Genomic DNA, 13435 nt, shown 5'->3' on the forward strand with positions numbered 1-13435 from the left:
TCGCCCGCGCCGTCGGATGGGTCGCCAGCGGAGGTGCCAGGTTCGTTCCCACCGTGGTCGCGGTTACGTTGGCCGTCCTCGGCTTCACAGTCTCGGTTGTGGTCATGGTCGCTGTCTTTCGTCCGGGTTACTGGTTTGGTCGGCGGGAGCGCGGTGTGGGGTTCGAGTGGTTTAGCGGTCATCGGCGCCCCCGCCAGGGAGGGAGTCCGACCCTGTGGTGTCCCGACCCTGTTTTCGGGGGTTTCCGGGCTTCTCCCGTTTGGCCTGGTCGCGCCTCCCTGACCGGGGTTTGCGCTGGTCAAGCGAGGGAGTTTCGGTCAGGGAGGGGTCAGGGAGAACTCCCTGGCTCCCTGCCGGGTCCCTGTCTGTCTCCCTGTCCCCGGCGGTGAGCGCGGCGGCCAGGTCGGCGGTTCGGATGACCATGACTCCGTCGGACTTGACTGGGGCGATGCTGTGCGCGGCCAGTGCGGCGGTGAGATCGGGCAGGGTCCATCCGTCGTACTCGTCGGGGTTGTGGGCGATGAGCCGGGCGAGCACCACTTGTGTGCGGACTCGCTTCTCCCCGCCGCATACGTCGGCGATGTCGGCGAGATGATCGACCGGTGCCGGTTGCTCGTTCTCCTGTGCTGCGGTGAGGGCGACCGGTCGCCCGTGTTCGGCGAGCAGCGCCATGGCGCGGGCGATGACCGGGGTCACTAGGTCGGTTCCGTCCTCAAAGGTCACGTAGAACGTGCGGACCAGTTCCCAGGGCTCGTCGGTGATGCCGACCGCGACACAGGTTCCCCGGTCGGTCTTCATCCGCAGTTCCGTGGCGCGGATGCCTGCCCGGTACCGGCCCGCTCCCAATAGCCCGTCATTGGCGATGTGGTCGGCCACGGCGAACGCCACCCCGCACGAGACGTTGCGGGTGATCTCCTTGGGAATGCTGTCCTTGGTAGGTGATTGGGTGGCGAACAGCAGGACGATTCCGTACTTGCGACCGCGCTTGATCAACCGCACGGCCAACTCTTCCGCTTGCCTCCCGTATTTCTTGTGCTGGAACAGTTCGTGACACTCGTCGATGGCGAGGACAAGCGGATGCAAGCCCAACCGGGGGTTGTCGGCGAGCTTGCGCGAGACCTTCGGCGGCTGCCCCGGCTGCGCGCCGAGTGTCCGGCCGCGCCGCTCCATTTCCTCGGTGAGGTCCCTCAGCGCTGCCACGGCGTCGGCGGCCACCGAGTCATCCATCCCCATCCGGTAACGGCTGAGACGCGGTTTCAGGGGCTCGAAATCGGGACTCTCGCCCATCACGAACACCCACAGTTCGGCCGTGGGATCCAACGCGGCACCGAGCAGCAGCGTCCGCATCGCTGACGTCTTGCCCTGCCCCGGCCGCCCGCCGATCAGCCAATTGGCTTCCAGCAACGGCGCGTTCACGATCAGGCCGCGCTGAGTCAGCCCGAACGGCACTCCCTCGAACACGTCCACCGTGCCCTCGTGCAACAACGGCCAGTCGCCCGCACCGCCAGCCAACGTGCCCTTGTCCGCCACCCACAGGTCCAGCACTCCGTCTTCATCGCCCTTGGTGGGCCAGGTTTCCAGCGACGCGCGGCCCAGGTTCGCCGCCAGCGTGGGGCGGCGGTCGGCCACCATGTCGGCCGTCACCCCGAGCGGCAAGCGGATGCGGGCAGCGGTGCCGTCTCCGTCCTTCCTAGCGGGCGTGAGGTAGACCAGCTCCCCGCCGTTCTTGAAAAACGCGTTCATCGGCGCGATGCCCAGATGCGCCAACGCGCGGCTGATCATCCGTTCGTCCACCCAGGAATCCGCGTCCGCCCGGTCCGGTTGAGTGAGCCAGCCCGCGCCCGGAGTGCGGTCGCGTCCTTCCCACACCGCCGCCACGACCCAGCCGAGCGGCCCGAGCACCGTCAGCCACGACACCGTGAACCGGACTGCCGCCGCGCAGAAGTCCCGCACCTCGTAGACCGTGACCAGCCAGCCTGGCATGTCCGCCCGGTCGAACAGCATTTCCACCAGCGCCAGCAGAACGAGCACCACGGTGAGCAGAGCCGCGCTGACCACGGTGCGGCGCAACCCAATCCCGAGTTTCGCCCATCGCGCTTTGGCGTCGGCGCGGATGGTTTCCTGCGCCTCCCGCCGCGCTTGCGCGTCCCCGGACATCCGGGCTTGGCGAACGTCGCTGCGCAAATCGGCGTAAGTGGCCCACGTCCATGCTTTCGCGATCCATCGGCCGTGCCCGCGCAGCAGGAACCACAGCAGCCGCACCACGTCCGCCGGGAGCTTCCGCGCCCGGTAGGCCAGCAGCCCGCGCCACCGCGCCACCCGGCCGGACTCGCGTACCCGGCCGAGCAGGCGGCCGGTGCAGTCGATGAACGCCCGCCGCACCGCCGCGACCGGCCGCCGGTCCGCCGACACTCCATTCTGGTCAGGCCCGGTCACGATCTCGCCGTCGTACACCTTCGGCACCAACTCGCCCCCGCGCCCACGCGGGTCCTCGGGCGTGCTCATCGCTCACCCCCGTCCTCATCGTCGGCGAGGGCAGCGGCCAGCCGCGAGGACAAGCCGCGCGAACATCCGGTGACCTCCCGCACCCACGCGGGGGTGACGGTCACGTCCGGCGTCCGCGCCTCCCGGGCGACGGCCAGGTATTCGGCGAACGACGTCCGGCGCCGACGGCCGGGCACTGTGCCCGCCGAAACTCCCTGGTCAGAGGCAGATTTTTTCGGCCCGTCCGCAGCCGGCGACCTCACCGCGGATTCAGCCGGCGAACCCGCCGGCAGAGCGTCCGGCGACGTCGCCGGCATTGGTCCGATCGTGGCAGGACGCGGCTGGCCAGCGGTGCCGACAACCGCCGACGATTCCGGCGCCGACAAGCGCGCCGCAGACTGGGCCGCGCCGAGCTTGTCCCGCAGGTCGGTCACCGCTTCGGCGGCGACGAACACCACCAGCGGCGGCACCGAGTGCAGCACCACCCCGGCCGGACTCCCGGCCGTGAACGCCTCCCAGGTGTTCATGACGTAAGTGGCGGTGAGCGTGAACCACTTCGCCGCTCGCACCCACCGGCCCGTACGGACTCCGTGCCGTGCGGTCACCTGTTCTGCCCGCAGGATGGACAGCAGCACTACCGACACCATCGGATCGAGCAGCCAGGCCGTGCACCACGGCAACGACCACGCCGCCGCACCGTTCGCGGCGAACTGCTGAACGTTGGTCATCGTGAACGCCAACCCGAGCAGCACGCCCGCCCAGCACAACCGATCCACCTGGACAGCAACCCGCTCGACTGATTCGGCCCCACTGATGTTCATCGGCGACCACCCCGCCGCGTCTCCCGCCGGAAGTCCACAGTGGTCACCGTGAGCGCCCGGGTGAGCGTGTAGGAACTGAACAGCGCGGGCAGGCCGAGCGCGGCCACCCGCAGCAGCCACGGCGCGCCGGGATACGTGAACGCCAGCCACTGAACACCGGCCAACATCGCCGCACCGACCACGACACGGCCCGTCAGCGACAGCAGCCGGGCGCTCGCCCGCGCCGCGTCCGCCGCCCGGCGGGCACGCCGCGCCGACGCACGCCACACCCACAACACCAGCAGCGCCACACCCAGCGCCGCGAACAACACGTTCGGAGACACGTTCATGAACGGCCTCCGTCCCGGCGGTGCCGCCATACCGGGTAGAGGGCACGTCGGTCCGTGTCCGGTAGTGCGCCCCACACTCCAACCGTGTCCGGCCCCGCAGTACGCAAGTCCAGTTCGCGGCACTCGTCGATCACGGGGCAGCCCGCGCACATGCGGAATGCCAGTTCCCGATCCGGCGAGGCTTCGCCGGACAGCCGAGGCATGTCAGACCGGTCGAAGGCCCAGAAGCACAGACCGTCCCGGCTCACCACTTCGGCCAGAACGTCGTCCGGCATCTTGGCGTACCGGTCGAGTTGAGCAGCCATCTCGTCGTAGTCGTAATCGGTCATCGCGCACCGCCGTCGAGCACTCGCCGCAGTTCAGCGGCGGAGATCACCAGTCGGGAGCGCCGACGCTCCGCGCGGAGCGTGCCGACCCGGATCGCGCGATGTAGTTCGTTCTGGTCGATGCCGAGAATCCATGCCGCATCGGCCAGGGAGTGGAACGCCGGTCGACCGGCGTCAGGAAGGTTTTTAGTCATTAGTTGAGTCCTTAAGAGCAAGAACGATGATTTAAGCGGAATTTGTGCGCTGATTTAGTCGCACGGAGGCAAGAGAATGGTCCGAATGCGCGACGCGGTGCCGATCTTGGCGTCGCGGATTCCGTCAAGCGCTAATGTCGGCGCTGAGGCGGACCACGGAGGAATGGGTGTCGGAAGACTGGGCGGCGGTCGCGAGGACCATCAACGAGCGCGTACAAGAGCTCGGATGGAAACAACGCGAGCTGGCCGAACGCTCGCAGGTCTCGCAGGCAATCGTCCGCGAAATTCAGAACCACACCGTGGAACGCAAGCGCAGCGACCGGACGCTTGAAGCGCTGGCACTGGCTCTCGGCTTGCACCCGCAACACCTGCTCGCCGTGTTGCATGGCCGCATCCCGCCAGCTCCGGGGCAGCCGCGCGAAGACATGGAAGACGCTGTGTCGGCGCGGCTTGCCGTCATTGAGGCCCGCCTTTCCGAGATCACCGACCAGCTCGCCGCGCTGCGGGCAGACGTCGCCGACGCGCTGAGTCGGCCGGGCGGGAAGTAGGTACCCGATGCCCAGCGGTGCCGAGTGCCTAAGCGGCCGGAGCGCCGTGGCGTTTTCGTTTGCGTTCATGACTCAAGGAAACGGCAGCCAAGCCCGCTTTCGCAGGTGGCTGAGGTTAACCGCGGCTTCATTAACTGCAATTAACTGCGCAGGTCAGAGCGGTTATCGGTGGGAGGTCTCGGATGGCTGAGACGAGGCTCCAAGCTGTACGCCGGAATCTCGGTTACAAGGCTGACGACGTCATTAAGATGCTGCTTCGCCGCGCGGACGTCCTTGCTGTTCCGGTCATGTCAGCGACAAGCCTCAAAACCAAGTTGTCGCGTTGGGAGAACGGACGCGAAGCGGTCAGCCAGCCGTACCGCCGACTCTTCCGGGACGTCTACGGGCGTACCAGCGAGGAACTCGGCTTTCCCGAAGAGGAGACGAACGACGAGGCAGACGAGCTGATCTCGCGTCTTGCCGCCGCCCGTTCGGTCGACGCTGAGACAGTCGAGATCTTCAAGCGGCAAGTCGATCAGGCGCGGCATGTCGATCGACGGTTCGGCGGCGTCGCCCTGCTCGATCAGCTACGCAGCAACATCGGACAGCTTCAAGGCTTGCTCAGTTTCAGCACGATGCACGGGCAACGCCAAGCATTGGCCACCGTGCTCACCGAGGCGTCTGCGCTCGCGGGCTGGGAAGCACTAGACCGCAACGCCATCCGGCAGGCGTGGGAACACCACGAGACGGCAAAAGCGGCGGCGAGGGAAGCTGGCTCTCCGATCCTGTTGGCTCATTCGCTTGCGCAGCAGGCGTTTATCTTGGTTGATCTCGGAGAAGAGGAGTCGGCCGTTGGTCAGCTCGCCGAGGCTCGCGCGCTGGCAGAGCGAGCCGCGCCGCCCCTGCTGCGCGCATGGATGGCCGCAGCGCATGGTGAAGGGCTTGCAGCGGCAGGGCAACGGTACGACGCGCTGAGGGCGTTCGACTCAGCCGACGCGCTCTTGCCCGAGGACCCTGTGGACCCGGCACTGCCGTTTCTCTTTCTTGGCGGAGCGCACCTCGATCGGTGGCGCGGCCACGCGTTGAGCAAGCTCGGTGAGCCGGACGCGATCCAGCAGCTTGCCGACGCGTTGCCTCGCCTGCCGCCGGACTTCATCCGCGCGAAGACGGGGATGCTGGTCGATTTGGCATACGCCCACGCAGCAGCAGGCCATCGAGATGCCGCCCTCGACCACGCGAGGCAGGCGCGGAGGCTTGCCACGCAGATCAGGTCAGACCGTCAGCTGCGGCGTCTCAGTGGACTAGTCTTGCCCGGCAGCGCCGCCCGCATTGCGTGAGGCGATGTAGTACAGCAGCGGAACCAGTGCCCCTGCGCCGAGAATTTGCTTGTGTAGAGCCAGTTCCGGAATCTTAGCCAGCGGAACCCATTCCAAGCGGCCAACTTCTTCGGTGTCGGTGGGCTCGCCGACCTTCTCAGCGTCCCGCCACAGGTAGACGTCGGTCGGCGCTGTCACCTGTCCCGGCAGCGGCTCGAAGCTGATCAGGTGTTCGGCATCGCCGACGGGCTGATAGCCGCTTTCCTCTCGAATCTCGCGAGCCGCCGTCGCCGCCGGTTCCTCGTCCTCTTCCACCAGTCCGCCCAGCAGTTCGTATCCCCATTGATCAGTGGCGAACCGGTAGCGCCAAAGCATGAGCACCTGGTCCTGCTCGTTCACGACCAGACCGATGGCGATGGGTGCCAGGTGGACGACGTGGTATTCCCACCTCTCGCCGTTCGGTGCTTGGACGTCGGTCAGCCCGAGGCGCACCCACTTGTTGTCGTAGACAGTCCGTTCACCGAAGGTCTTCCAGGACCCAACCTCATCAGTCACACCGGAACCCTATCGCGACTCGACGCGTGCCTTAAGCCGTTCGAGTCGGCGGCGTTGGCGCACAGAGCCGATGTCGGCGGCGAGAGCCTGCGCGCGGTCGACGTGCAAGCGTGCTTGCTCATGCTCGCTCATCGCCGTGAACGCGGTGGCTAGGTCAACCCGCAGAGCCGTCTCAGCCCGGACAAAGGTCGGGTCGAGGCGGTTGAGCGCGTCGGTGAGAACACTCACCGCTCCCGGTTCGCCGACTCTCGCGAGTGCGTGACCGCGCCAGCGGTCGAGGTGGACAGGATCAAGTGCGAGATACGGCCCGTCATCCTGGTCGGTGTCGTCCGGGAGCAATGCGGCAGCGTGATCGAACGCGCGAAGACTCGCAGAACGTTGCCCCGCCGCAGCAAGCGCCTCCCCGTGGGCGGCGGCAAGCCACGACCGGACCAGCCGACCCGTCTTCCGTTCCACACGCCGCCGAATACTCGCCATCAACTCCACAGCCGCCGCCGCGTCTCCGAAGTCCAGCAGCACGAAAGCCTGTCCAGCGCTGGTGTGCGCGTCGAACGCCGGGTTGGCCGGTTCCTTGGCGGCAAGCTTGCCCTCTTCATAGTGTTGCCACGCTTGGGGGGCTCTTCCCAGGTCCAGTGCCTGCCATCCGGCGAGCGTCCGCAGTTCGGCTAGCAAGGCCGCAAGCTGCTCACGGGTGGTCGGCATAACGCTGTGACCCCGCAGCTTGTTGACTTGCTCGATTTTCGCCACTACTTCGTCATGAGCCAGCACAGCACCGAGTTGCCGATCAAGCCTGCGCGTCATGGTCAACTGGTCCCGCAGAATCCGGAGGACGGCTTCGTCAAGTCGAGAAGACGCACGCAACAAGGCTCGAAACTCCGTTTCGTCCTCGTCACGCGCGGACCAGTCCCGAGGGGGAGCTAGCAAGTCTTCGATCTTGACGCCGAAGATGCGTTCCAGCAGGCGGGCCGTGGCTTGCTTGGGCAGCCCCAGCGGCTTCCCGCCGTCGCCCCGGCCGGATGCCAGCCGCTTCACGTGCCGTTCGCTGAGGGTTCCCGGCTCGCCGCAGTCCCCGGCAAACTTCGTCGCGAACTCAGCGAACTCAGCGAACGTCTCATGCCGCTCCCAGATCAGCTTTTCGAGCAACGTGCGGGGGCGACGTAACTTCGCGACTTCGCCCATGCCGACGTTCCTCTCGCCCGTTGTCCACCGTGGCCTGCCCGTGGCACCGCTATGGCCCCCGCGCGACCTTTCGATGAAATCAGTCTATACGACACGCTGATATAGGCGTACCGCCTGGACGGAGGGGCGAACCGAGAGGAGAGGAATCATGAACGACACGGGGTCAGCGGCCGTCCTGGATAGCCGGAAGGCAACCCCGCGCGCCTACGGGTACATGCGCGTTCCTTGCGACGTGCCAGACAACCAAGTCCGAAAGCTGGAAAATCAACTGGTCGCATACGCCAAGACTCACGGACTCCAGTTCGTTCGGTTCTTCTTTGAATTTCACTGCGGATCGCGTGAAGCTTTTGAAGAATTAGTTGCAGAGCTTGTACGCACAAACTCCCATCACGTCGTAGTGCCAAGCCTACGACACCTCGCCCAGAACGGGCTACTGCAAGACCAGATGTTGGACTATCTGCGTTTCAGGGCCCGCGCAGAAGTTCTAGCAATGCGACTCAGGACCGCAATCGAGTAAGGATTCGCCAATCATGGCAACCGAACGGAAACCTACGCAAAAAGAAGCGCAGTTGGCCGCAGCTGCACTAGAGGCGTATAGCAAGGGGAATGTCGAGCAGGCGCGACGCCTCAACAAAATACTCGAAATTTTCCAAGAAGACACCGACAACGATGCTGAAGAAGAATAGAAGATCTGCCATGAACAGCGAGACTAAGGCTCTCATAGAGTCACTTCAAGCGGTAAGCAGTCACGCCGAATCGATCGCAGAAGCCTTGACGCTCAACAAAATGACCCCCAAGAAGCAGCACGAGTACGCAGACATGCTCAAGGAGCTTTCCGATCTCCTCCACGAACATGCCGCTATCCAGGAGATGTCTATAAAAGCATCTGGTGGCCGTCACTCGCTCCGACAGCAGTCGTCGCCAAGCTAATGGGCGGCTGGGCACTGTTCTCCTCTGTCGTGGTGGCAGTACCCTTGATTGCAGTCGCAGTCTGGGCATTTAACGAACAGGCAAGCAGTCGCCGACGACGGAAATTCCTCCAGCGCTACAGTCAGCGTTCCGTCTCCGGCATACGAAACCGAATCGAACAAGAGTTATCTGCCGAGGATACCCACACGATACCGAAGATTCAGGCCGGAACGTTGCCACCCGATCCGCTCCAAGATGGCACGTTCTCAGGAAATCTTCCACTATCGAAACGTCCACGACGTTACGCGCGTCGATGCACCCGAGAATCACGGAATAAGCGACCGGAACAGCCCGAACAACCCCAGTTCTTCTCATGCGGCCGTGAAAGTCACCGCTCCGAGTTGCAAAGAGTCCGCTCGGAGAATTAACGGAATCCAAGGCGGGGAGCGGCCAAGTCTGTGGGCACGATGATCCGCCTGCGGTTTGCATGAGACATCAGAGGGACCGCCCGGCCCCTGCCTGCGCCTCGCAGGGCCGGGCGGTTCCGCGCGCTGAGAGCAGGCGTCCCCTCACTGGTGAGCGGTGGCATCTTGTCGTTGGTTGACTAACCTGCCGATCCTCACATGCGACTACTACACTGTAATCGTCCGATTGCGGAAAGTCGGAACCCCATCCAGCGCACCAAGTACCAACTGTGGAATTACTTCTGCCGCTTCGTGCAACGCAAATTCTAAAGGAACAGCGTAAGCAGACTCGTTTATATCGAGGAGTGATACCCACTTTCTCGGCTCATACCGGGCAAGCATCGAGAATGCATAGAGAAGTGCCCACCAGGTCATCAAGGGTGACGGCAGAGCACTATTTTCCTCGTCTATTTTCGGGCGAATGAAGCGATCGGTTGAGAAAATATAAGCTGGCGCAAAACCGTCATAGAATGACTCGACGGTCGGCTCCAATGTGCTCTGCTGCTCGCTGGAAATATGCCAACGCATGGTAATATCCCAAGTTGTTTCGTCAAACTGCTGACAGCGTGGGAGCATTGGCTCTACGGACCATGGCGGAATTAGCGGATAGTTACTCATTATGTCAGCAACACTACTAACCCAAGATTCTTTCTCCGGAGCAATCCCAGGCAAACGCGTGATAGTCGCCTCGTAGATCAGGGGAGGTGCATGACCAGGAACGGGCATCTCCGGGAAAATTCGCAGAACACGATCACGTTCGGAGCCAGGTAATGGATTATCCATGAACTCGGGAAGCGATGCCCACAGTGCCTCAACGGAGACCGCAGAGGGGAGCGAGGGTGAGCCGGTGGCGGCTGCTACCGCATGAAAGGCACCAGATTCTTTTCCTTGCAGCTCAACCGTCATATCATTAATTCGGCTGGCGTCCGTCTTGGCTTTAAGTCCATGCCCCTTTAGCTCCCAGGATCCAACCGCGTGGAGGGCTGCAATCGCGCGACCGGCCTGATTAAGTGCGTAATATAGCGGTAGCGGGCGGGCAGCTGGACTGACAACAGAGGCAGCGTGTAATAGTTCCTCGAACTGCTGCATTGCCGCCGAGTACGTTTCGCGGCGGTACGTCGATGATGCGAGCTGACCAAGATTCCGCAGGCTAGAGCGCCGCTCACGTAGGCGGAGCAGCATCATCGACTGATCATCGTACATCGCTACACACTGGCAGGTTTTAACCGAGGGAGCAACTCACTTGCTCACCCGTCCATCTGCCCCGACGAACACAATCCTCTGTCGGTGAGATTTGAACCAACGAACGAGTCTAGCTTTATTAGATCTCGGTGCCTGGTTTGTGCCCCGTGCGATACCCGCGACTGTGGTCGCCGCACAGCCTGACCGGCGGGCGACCCGCCCTCTGGGGCTGGACTTGGCACCTCGCCACTTAGCGAACATCTTCGCTGGCAGAGCCTGGTATCGTGTTGTCAGTTGACTTACTTGGTGGCCGACGGACATCCCGAACAACGTGCTGTCTCAGCTCGGCGCACGGGTGCAGCACGCGTTGCGCGCGTTCACGCCGGACGATCAGAAAGCGTTGGCGCGCACGGTAAAGACGTATCCGAAGTCGCCGCATTACGACCTCGAGACGGCGTTGACGTCGCTGGGGATCGGCGAGGCGATCGTCACCGTGCTGTCCGAACGCGGTGCACCGACGCCGGTCGCGTGGACGCGGCTGCGTGCGCCGCGGTCGAAGATGGGCTCGATCGGAGCGGACGCGATCCGTGCGGCGGTCGCGTCGTCGGAGCTGAACGCGAAGTACGCGGAGACGATCGACCGCGAGTCGGCGTACGAGAAGTTGACTGCGAAAGCCGTGCCTGCTCCAGGTTCCGCACCGGTCGGGGAGTCCGAGGCGCCGGCCGCGCCCAGGCCGGAGAAGGAGGAGCCGGGGATGCTCTCACAGGTGTTGAGCAACCCGGCGGTGAAGTCGTTCATGCGATCGGCGGCGAGTTCGCTCGGCCGGGAGTTCTCGCGCGGGCTCTTCGGCAACCGGCGGCGTTGAGATACCTGACAGGAGATGGCAGGTATCGGTGGTTGACTGTGGGGGACAGAGTTTTCGGCAAAGGAGCAACAGCATGACCAGGACCGCCGTCGCCGCGTTCGACCTGGACAAATGGGATCCGCAGGCGCAGGACGAGGCCGATGGCACGGAGTTCGCGCGGGTGCTGATCGAGAAGACGTTCACCGGGGCGGTCGAGGGGACCAGTCGGGTCGAGATGCTGACCGCGTCGAACGAGACGTCGCGCGCGTACGTCGCCTTCGAGCGTTTCACCGGCTCCGTCGACGGGCGGAAGGGGAGCTTCGTTCTCCGGCACACGGCTGGGGACGAGGGGCTGTCGCTGGTCTTGCTGCCCGGTTCGGGCACGGACGGGCTGACAGGCATCTCCGGATCGGCCGACATCGCGGTGGACGAGGCGGGCAAGCACACGTTCACGCTGGTCTACGAGCTGCCGGGTGCGTGAAGAAGCCGCTCTCTCCAGGCCCCGAATTCCCGGAGAGAGCGGCCAGGTTTCCTCACCGTCCCGAGAGTGAGGAGCGGAGGCGGGCCGCCCCGACCGCGGTCCGCCTCCGGGGATCCGGTCAGCCGTTCCCGATCTGGTCGACGATCTTCTTGGCGTCGTTGATCGGGATGGCGAACCCGATCCCGACGCTGCCTGCAGACGAGTTCGGGCTGTAGAGCGCGGAGTTGATGCCGATCACCCGGCCCTGGCTGTCGACGAGCGCGCCGCCCGAGTTGCCCTGGTTGATCGAGGCGTCGGTCTGGATCGCGGTGTAGCTGGGCCCGGACGTGAGGTTCGAGGTCTGCCTGCTGAAAGGCGAGTTCTGCTGCTCACCGTCGCCGCCTCCGACGTCGGAAAGCGGCCGGTTGAGCGCGCTGACGATGCCGGTGGTGACCGTGTTCTGCAGTCCGCCCGGCGATCCGATCGCGATGACCTGCTGCCCGACGGCGAGCTTGCTCGAATCGCCGAGCGTCGCGGCAGTGAGCCCGCTCGCGCCCTGCGCCTGCAGCACGGCGATGTCGCCCTTGGTGTCCGAGCCGACGACCTTCGCCTGGTACTTCTTCCCGTCCGATGTGGTGACCGTGACGGTCTGCGCACCCTGCACGACGTGCGCGTTGGTGAGGATGCGGCCATCGGAGGTGAGGATGACGCCCGATCCGATCGCCGTGCCCTGTCCGGTTGCGACGTTCACCTGAACAACACTGGGCACCACCTTCGCGGCGACGGCGCTGACGTCCCCGGAGGCCGTGGTGTTGCTGATGGTCTGCCCCGTTGCGGTGGACGACGCGGTGGTCGAAGACGCGCTGGAACCGCCCGTCAGCCCGACGATCGCCGCGCCGGCCCCGCCGCCGAGGAGGGCTGCGGCCAACGCGGTGGCTCCCACGAGGGCGGCCAGACGGCCGGGGCGCTTCCGCGGACCAGCCAGGGCCGCCGGTGGTTGCGCGGGTTGTGGCATCGGTCCGTAGTACGGGGTCCCGGGCTGCTGATGCTGAGGCCTAGGTTCGTGTTGGGGCGTGGCAGGTTGGTAGTGCGGCTGTTCGTGCGCTGTGTCGGGTTGGCCGTGCCCCGTGTCGGGTTGGGGATGCGCAGTGCCGGGCTGGTGGTGTTGAGCGCTGGGCTGGTGGTGCGGCGTCCCGGATTGGGCGTGCAGCGTCGTCCCGGGTTGGGTGCGCGCCGTGCCGGGTTTGGGGTGCGGCGTCCCGGACTGGGGGTGCGCAATCTCGGGTTGGGGGTGCGGGGTACCCGGTTGGGGGTGCGGGGTGCCGGACTGCGGGTGTGCGGCGCTCAGGTTCGGCAGGGGCGCGGTGTTCGGCCCGGACTGCACGGCGACACCCGGCTGAGGCACTTCGGCAGCGCCCGGCCCAGCAACCTGGGCCCCGCTGGGCGGCGGCGCATCATTCGGCCCTGCCTGCCGAGCAGTCGCGGCCGTCTGCGGCCCGCCGAGCGCTCCGGCTTGGCCAGCAGGACCGGCTGTCGCATCACGCGGATGTCCCTGTCCAGCGGCGAACGGACTCGACCCGGCGGCCTGGTACTGGCCGTACTGCTCACTGCTCTGGTGCGGCTGGCGCCCACCGGGTGTAGCGGGGCCGGGCCGGCTCTCGTTCTCGGTCATGAACCAAGACTCGCGCCCGCGCTTATGAACAGCCTGTGGAAAACCCTCAGGCTTTCCTGAGAAGAATCAGCTGAGAATTCTCAGCTGATTCTTCGGCAGTGCATCCTCGTCCGTGCCGTGCCGTGCCGTGCCGTGCCGTGCCGTGCCGTGCCGTGCCGTGCCGTGCCGTGCCG

General features: G+C 65.1%; 13 protein-coding genes and 2 pseudogenes. 6 read left to right on the top strand and 9 right to left on the bottom strand.

Annotated elements, in window-relative coordinates; all coding sequences use genetic code 11:
• Nucleotides 1-171 precede the first annotated feature (171 nt).
• Genes H5411_RS39080 through H5411_RS39100 form a run of 5 tightly spaced genes read right to left on the bottom strand, consistent with a single transcriptional unit; the run spans nucleotide 172 to nucleotide 4154 of the window.
• Nucleotides 172-2505, bottom strand: coding sequence for a hypothetical protein (locus H5411_RS39080; protein ID WP_183126677.1), 2334 nt, complete (start codon nucleotides 2503-2505; stop codon nucleotides 172-174).
• Nucleotides 2502-3305, bottom strand: coding sequence for a hypothetical protein (locus H5411_RS39085; RefSeq protein ID WP_246370024.1), 804 nt, complete (start codon nucleotides 3303-3305; stop codon nucleotides 2502-2504). Before H5411_RS39085 ends, H5411_RS39080 begins: the two co-directional genes overlap by 4 nt.
• Nucleotides 3302-3634: a hypothetical protein gene (locus H5411_RS39090; RefSeq protein ID WP_183126678.1), complete on the bottom strand. Its 333-nt coding sequence runs from the start codon at nucleotides 3632-3634 to the stop codon at nucleotides 3302-3304. Before H5411_RS39090 ends, H5411_RS39085 begins: the two co-directional genes overlap by 4 nt.
• The gene (locus H5411_RS39095) at nucleotides 3631-3963 is read right to left on the bottom strand and encodes a WhiB family transcriptional regulator (RefSeq protein ID WP_183126679.1); all 333 of its coding nucleotides are present in this window, start codon (nucleotides 3961-3963) and stop codon (nucleotides 3631-3633) included. The genes H5411_RS39090 and H5411_RS39095 overlap by 4 nt, the downstream gene beginning before the upstream one ends.
• A complete protein-coding gene (locus tag H5411_RS39100; protein ID WP_183126680.1) occupies nucleotides 3960-4154 on the bottom strand; it encodes a helix-turn-helix domain-containing protein in 195 nt (64 codons plus the stop codon). Before H5411_RS39100 ends, H5411_RS39095 begins: the two co-directional genes overlap by 4 nt.
• Nucleotides 4155-4321: 167 nt before the next feature.
• Here H5411_RS39100 and H5411_RS39105 point away from each other — a divergent pair, with 167 nt between their 5' ends.
• Both H5411_RS39105 and H5411_RS39110 read left to right on the top strand, forming a co-directional pair.
• The gene (locus tag H5411_RS39105) at nucleotides 4322-4702 is read left to right on the top strand and encodes a helix-turn-helix domain-containing protein (RefSeq protein WP_183126681.1); all 381 of its coding nucleotides are present in this window, start codon (nucleotides 4322-4324) and stop codon (nucleotides 4700-4702) included.
• A 182-nt stretch (nucleotides 4703-4884) separates the two neighbouring features.
• Nucleotides 4885-6018, top strand: coding sequence for a tetratricopeptide repeat protein (locus H5411_RS39110; RefSeq protein ID WP_183126682.1), 1134 nt, complete (start codon nucleotides 4885-4887; stop codon nucleotides 6016-6018).
• On the opposite strand, the gene H5411_RS39115 is transcribed toward H5411_RS39110, so the two are convergent.
• Nucleotides 5983-6552 (bottom strand): NUDIX hydrolase, encoded by a 570-nt coding sequence (locus H5411_RS39115; RefSeq protein WP_183126683.1) that lies wholly within the window; start codon nucleotides 6550-6552, stop codon nucleotides 5983-5985. The genes H5411_RS39110 and H5411_RS39115 overlap by 36 nt on opposite strands.
• A gap of 9 nt (nucleotides 6553-6561) precedes the next feature.
• Nucleotides 6562-7731, bottom strand: coding sequence for a hypothetical protein (locus H5411_RS39120; protein WP_246370025.1), 1170 nt, complete (start codon nucleotides 7729-7731; stop codon nucleotides 6562-6564).
• 214 nt (nucleotides 7732-7945) lie between these two features.
• On the opposite strand from H5411_RS39120, the gene H5411_RS49455 reads away from it, so the two are divergent.
• Complete coding sequence (locus tag H5411_RS49455; protein ID WP_376772276.1) at nucleotides 7946-8248, top strand: hypothetical protein; 303 nt, start codon at nucleotides 7946-7948, stop codon at nucleotides 8246-8248.
• 13 nt (nucleotides 8249-8261) lie between these two features.
• The gene (locus H5411_RS39130; RefSeq protein WP_183126685.1) at nucleotides 8262-8417 is read left to right on the top strand and encodes a hypothetical protein; all 156 of its coding nucleotides are present in this window, start codon (nucleotides 8262-8264) and stop codon (nucleotides 8415-8417) included.
• 855 nt (nucleotides 8418-9272) lie between these two features.
• On the opposite strand, the gene H5411_RS39135 is transcribed toward H5411_RS39130, so the two are convergent.
• Nucleotides 9273-10307, bottom strand: a complete 1035-nt coding sequence (locus H5411_RS39135; protein WP_183126686.1) for a YaaC family protein — start codon at nucleotides 10305-10307, stop codon at nucleotides 9273-9275.
• 280 nt (nucleotides 10308-10587) lie between these two features.
• Here H5411_RS39135 and H5411_RS39140 point away from each other — a divergent pair.
• Together H5411_RS39140 and H5411_RS39145 are read left to right on the top strand one after the other, a co-directional pair.
• Nucleotides 10588-11151 (top strand): annotated as a pseudogene (locus H5411_RS39140) (helicase HerA-like domain-containing protein); the annotation flags it as partial.
• A gap of 73 nt (nucleotides 11152-11224) precedes the next feature.
• A complete protein-coding gene (locus H5411_RS39145; RefSeq protein WP_183126687.1) occupies nucleotides 11225-11611 on the top strand; it encodes a DUF3224 domain-containing protein in 387 nt (128 codons plus the stop codon).
• A 118-nt stretch (nucleotides 11612-11729) separates the two neighbouring features.
• Here the strand turns inward: H5411_RS39145 and H5411_RS39150 are convergent.
• A pseudogene (locus tag H5411_RS39150) lies at nucleotides 11730-12698 on the bottom strand (S1C family serine protease); the annotation flags it as partial.
• Nucleotides 12699-13435 lie beyond the last annotated feature (737 nt).

Origin of the sequence: Amycolatopsis echigonensis (assembly GCF_014174495.1) — a bacterium.
GTDB classification, from domain to species: Bacteria; Actinomycetota; Actinomycetes; order Mycobacteriales; family Pseudonocardiaceae; genus Amycolatopsis; species Amycolatopsis echigonensis.

Coding starts and splice junctions, on each gene's coding strand:
- H5411_RS39080 (WP_183126677.1), bottom strand. CDS start 2,505: ATGAGCACGCCCGAGGACCCGCGTGGGCGCGGGGGCGAGTTGGTGCCG.
- H5411_RS39085 (WP_246370024.1), bottom strand. CDS start 3,305: ATGAACATCAGTGGGGCCGAATCAGTCGAGCGGGTTGCTGTCCAGGTG.
- H5411_RS39090 (WP_183126678.1), bottom strand. CDS start 3,634: ATGAACGTGTCTCCGAACGTGTTGTTCGCGGCGCTGGGTGTGGCGCTG.
- H5411_RS39095 (WP_183126679.1), bottom strand. CDS start 3,963: ATGACCGATTACGACTACGACGAGATGGCTGCTCAACTCGACCGGTAC.
- H5411_RS39100 (WP_183126680.1), bottom strand. CDS start 4,154: ATGACTAAAAACCTTCCTGACGCCGGTCGACCGGCGTTCCACTCCCTG.
- H5411_RS39110 (WP_183126682.1), top strand. CDS start 4,885: ATGGCTGAGACGAGGCTCCAAGCTGTACGCCGGAATCTCGGTTACAAG.
- H5411_RS39120 (WP_246370025.1), bottom strand. CDS start 7,731: ATGGGCGAAGTCGCGAAGTTACGTCGCCCCCGCACGTTGCTCGAAAAG.
- H5411_RS49455 (WP_376772276.1), top strand. CDS start 7,946: ATGCGCGTTCCTTGCGACGTGCCAGACAACCAAGTCCGAAAGCTGGAA.
- H5411_RS39130 (WP_183126685.1), top strand. CDS start 8,262: ATGGCAACCGAACGGAAACCTACGCAAAAAGAAGCGCAGTTGGCCGCA.
- H5411_RS39135 (WP_183126686.1), bottom strand. CDS start 10,307: ATGTACGATGATCAGTCGATGATGCTGCTCCGCCTACGTGAGCGGCGC.
- H5411_RS39145 (WP_183126687.1), top strand. CDS start 11,225: ATGACCAGGACCGCCGTCGCCGCGTTCGACCTGGACAAATGGGATCCG.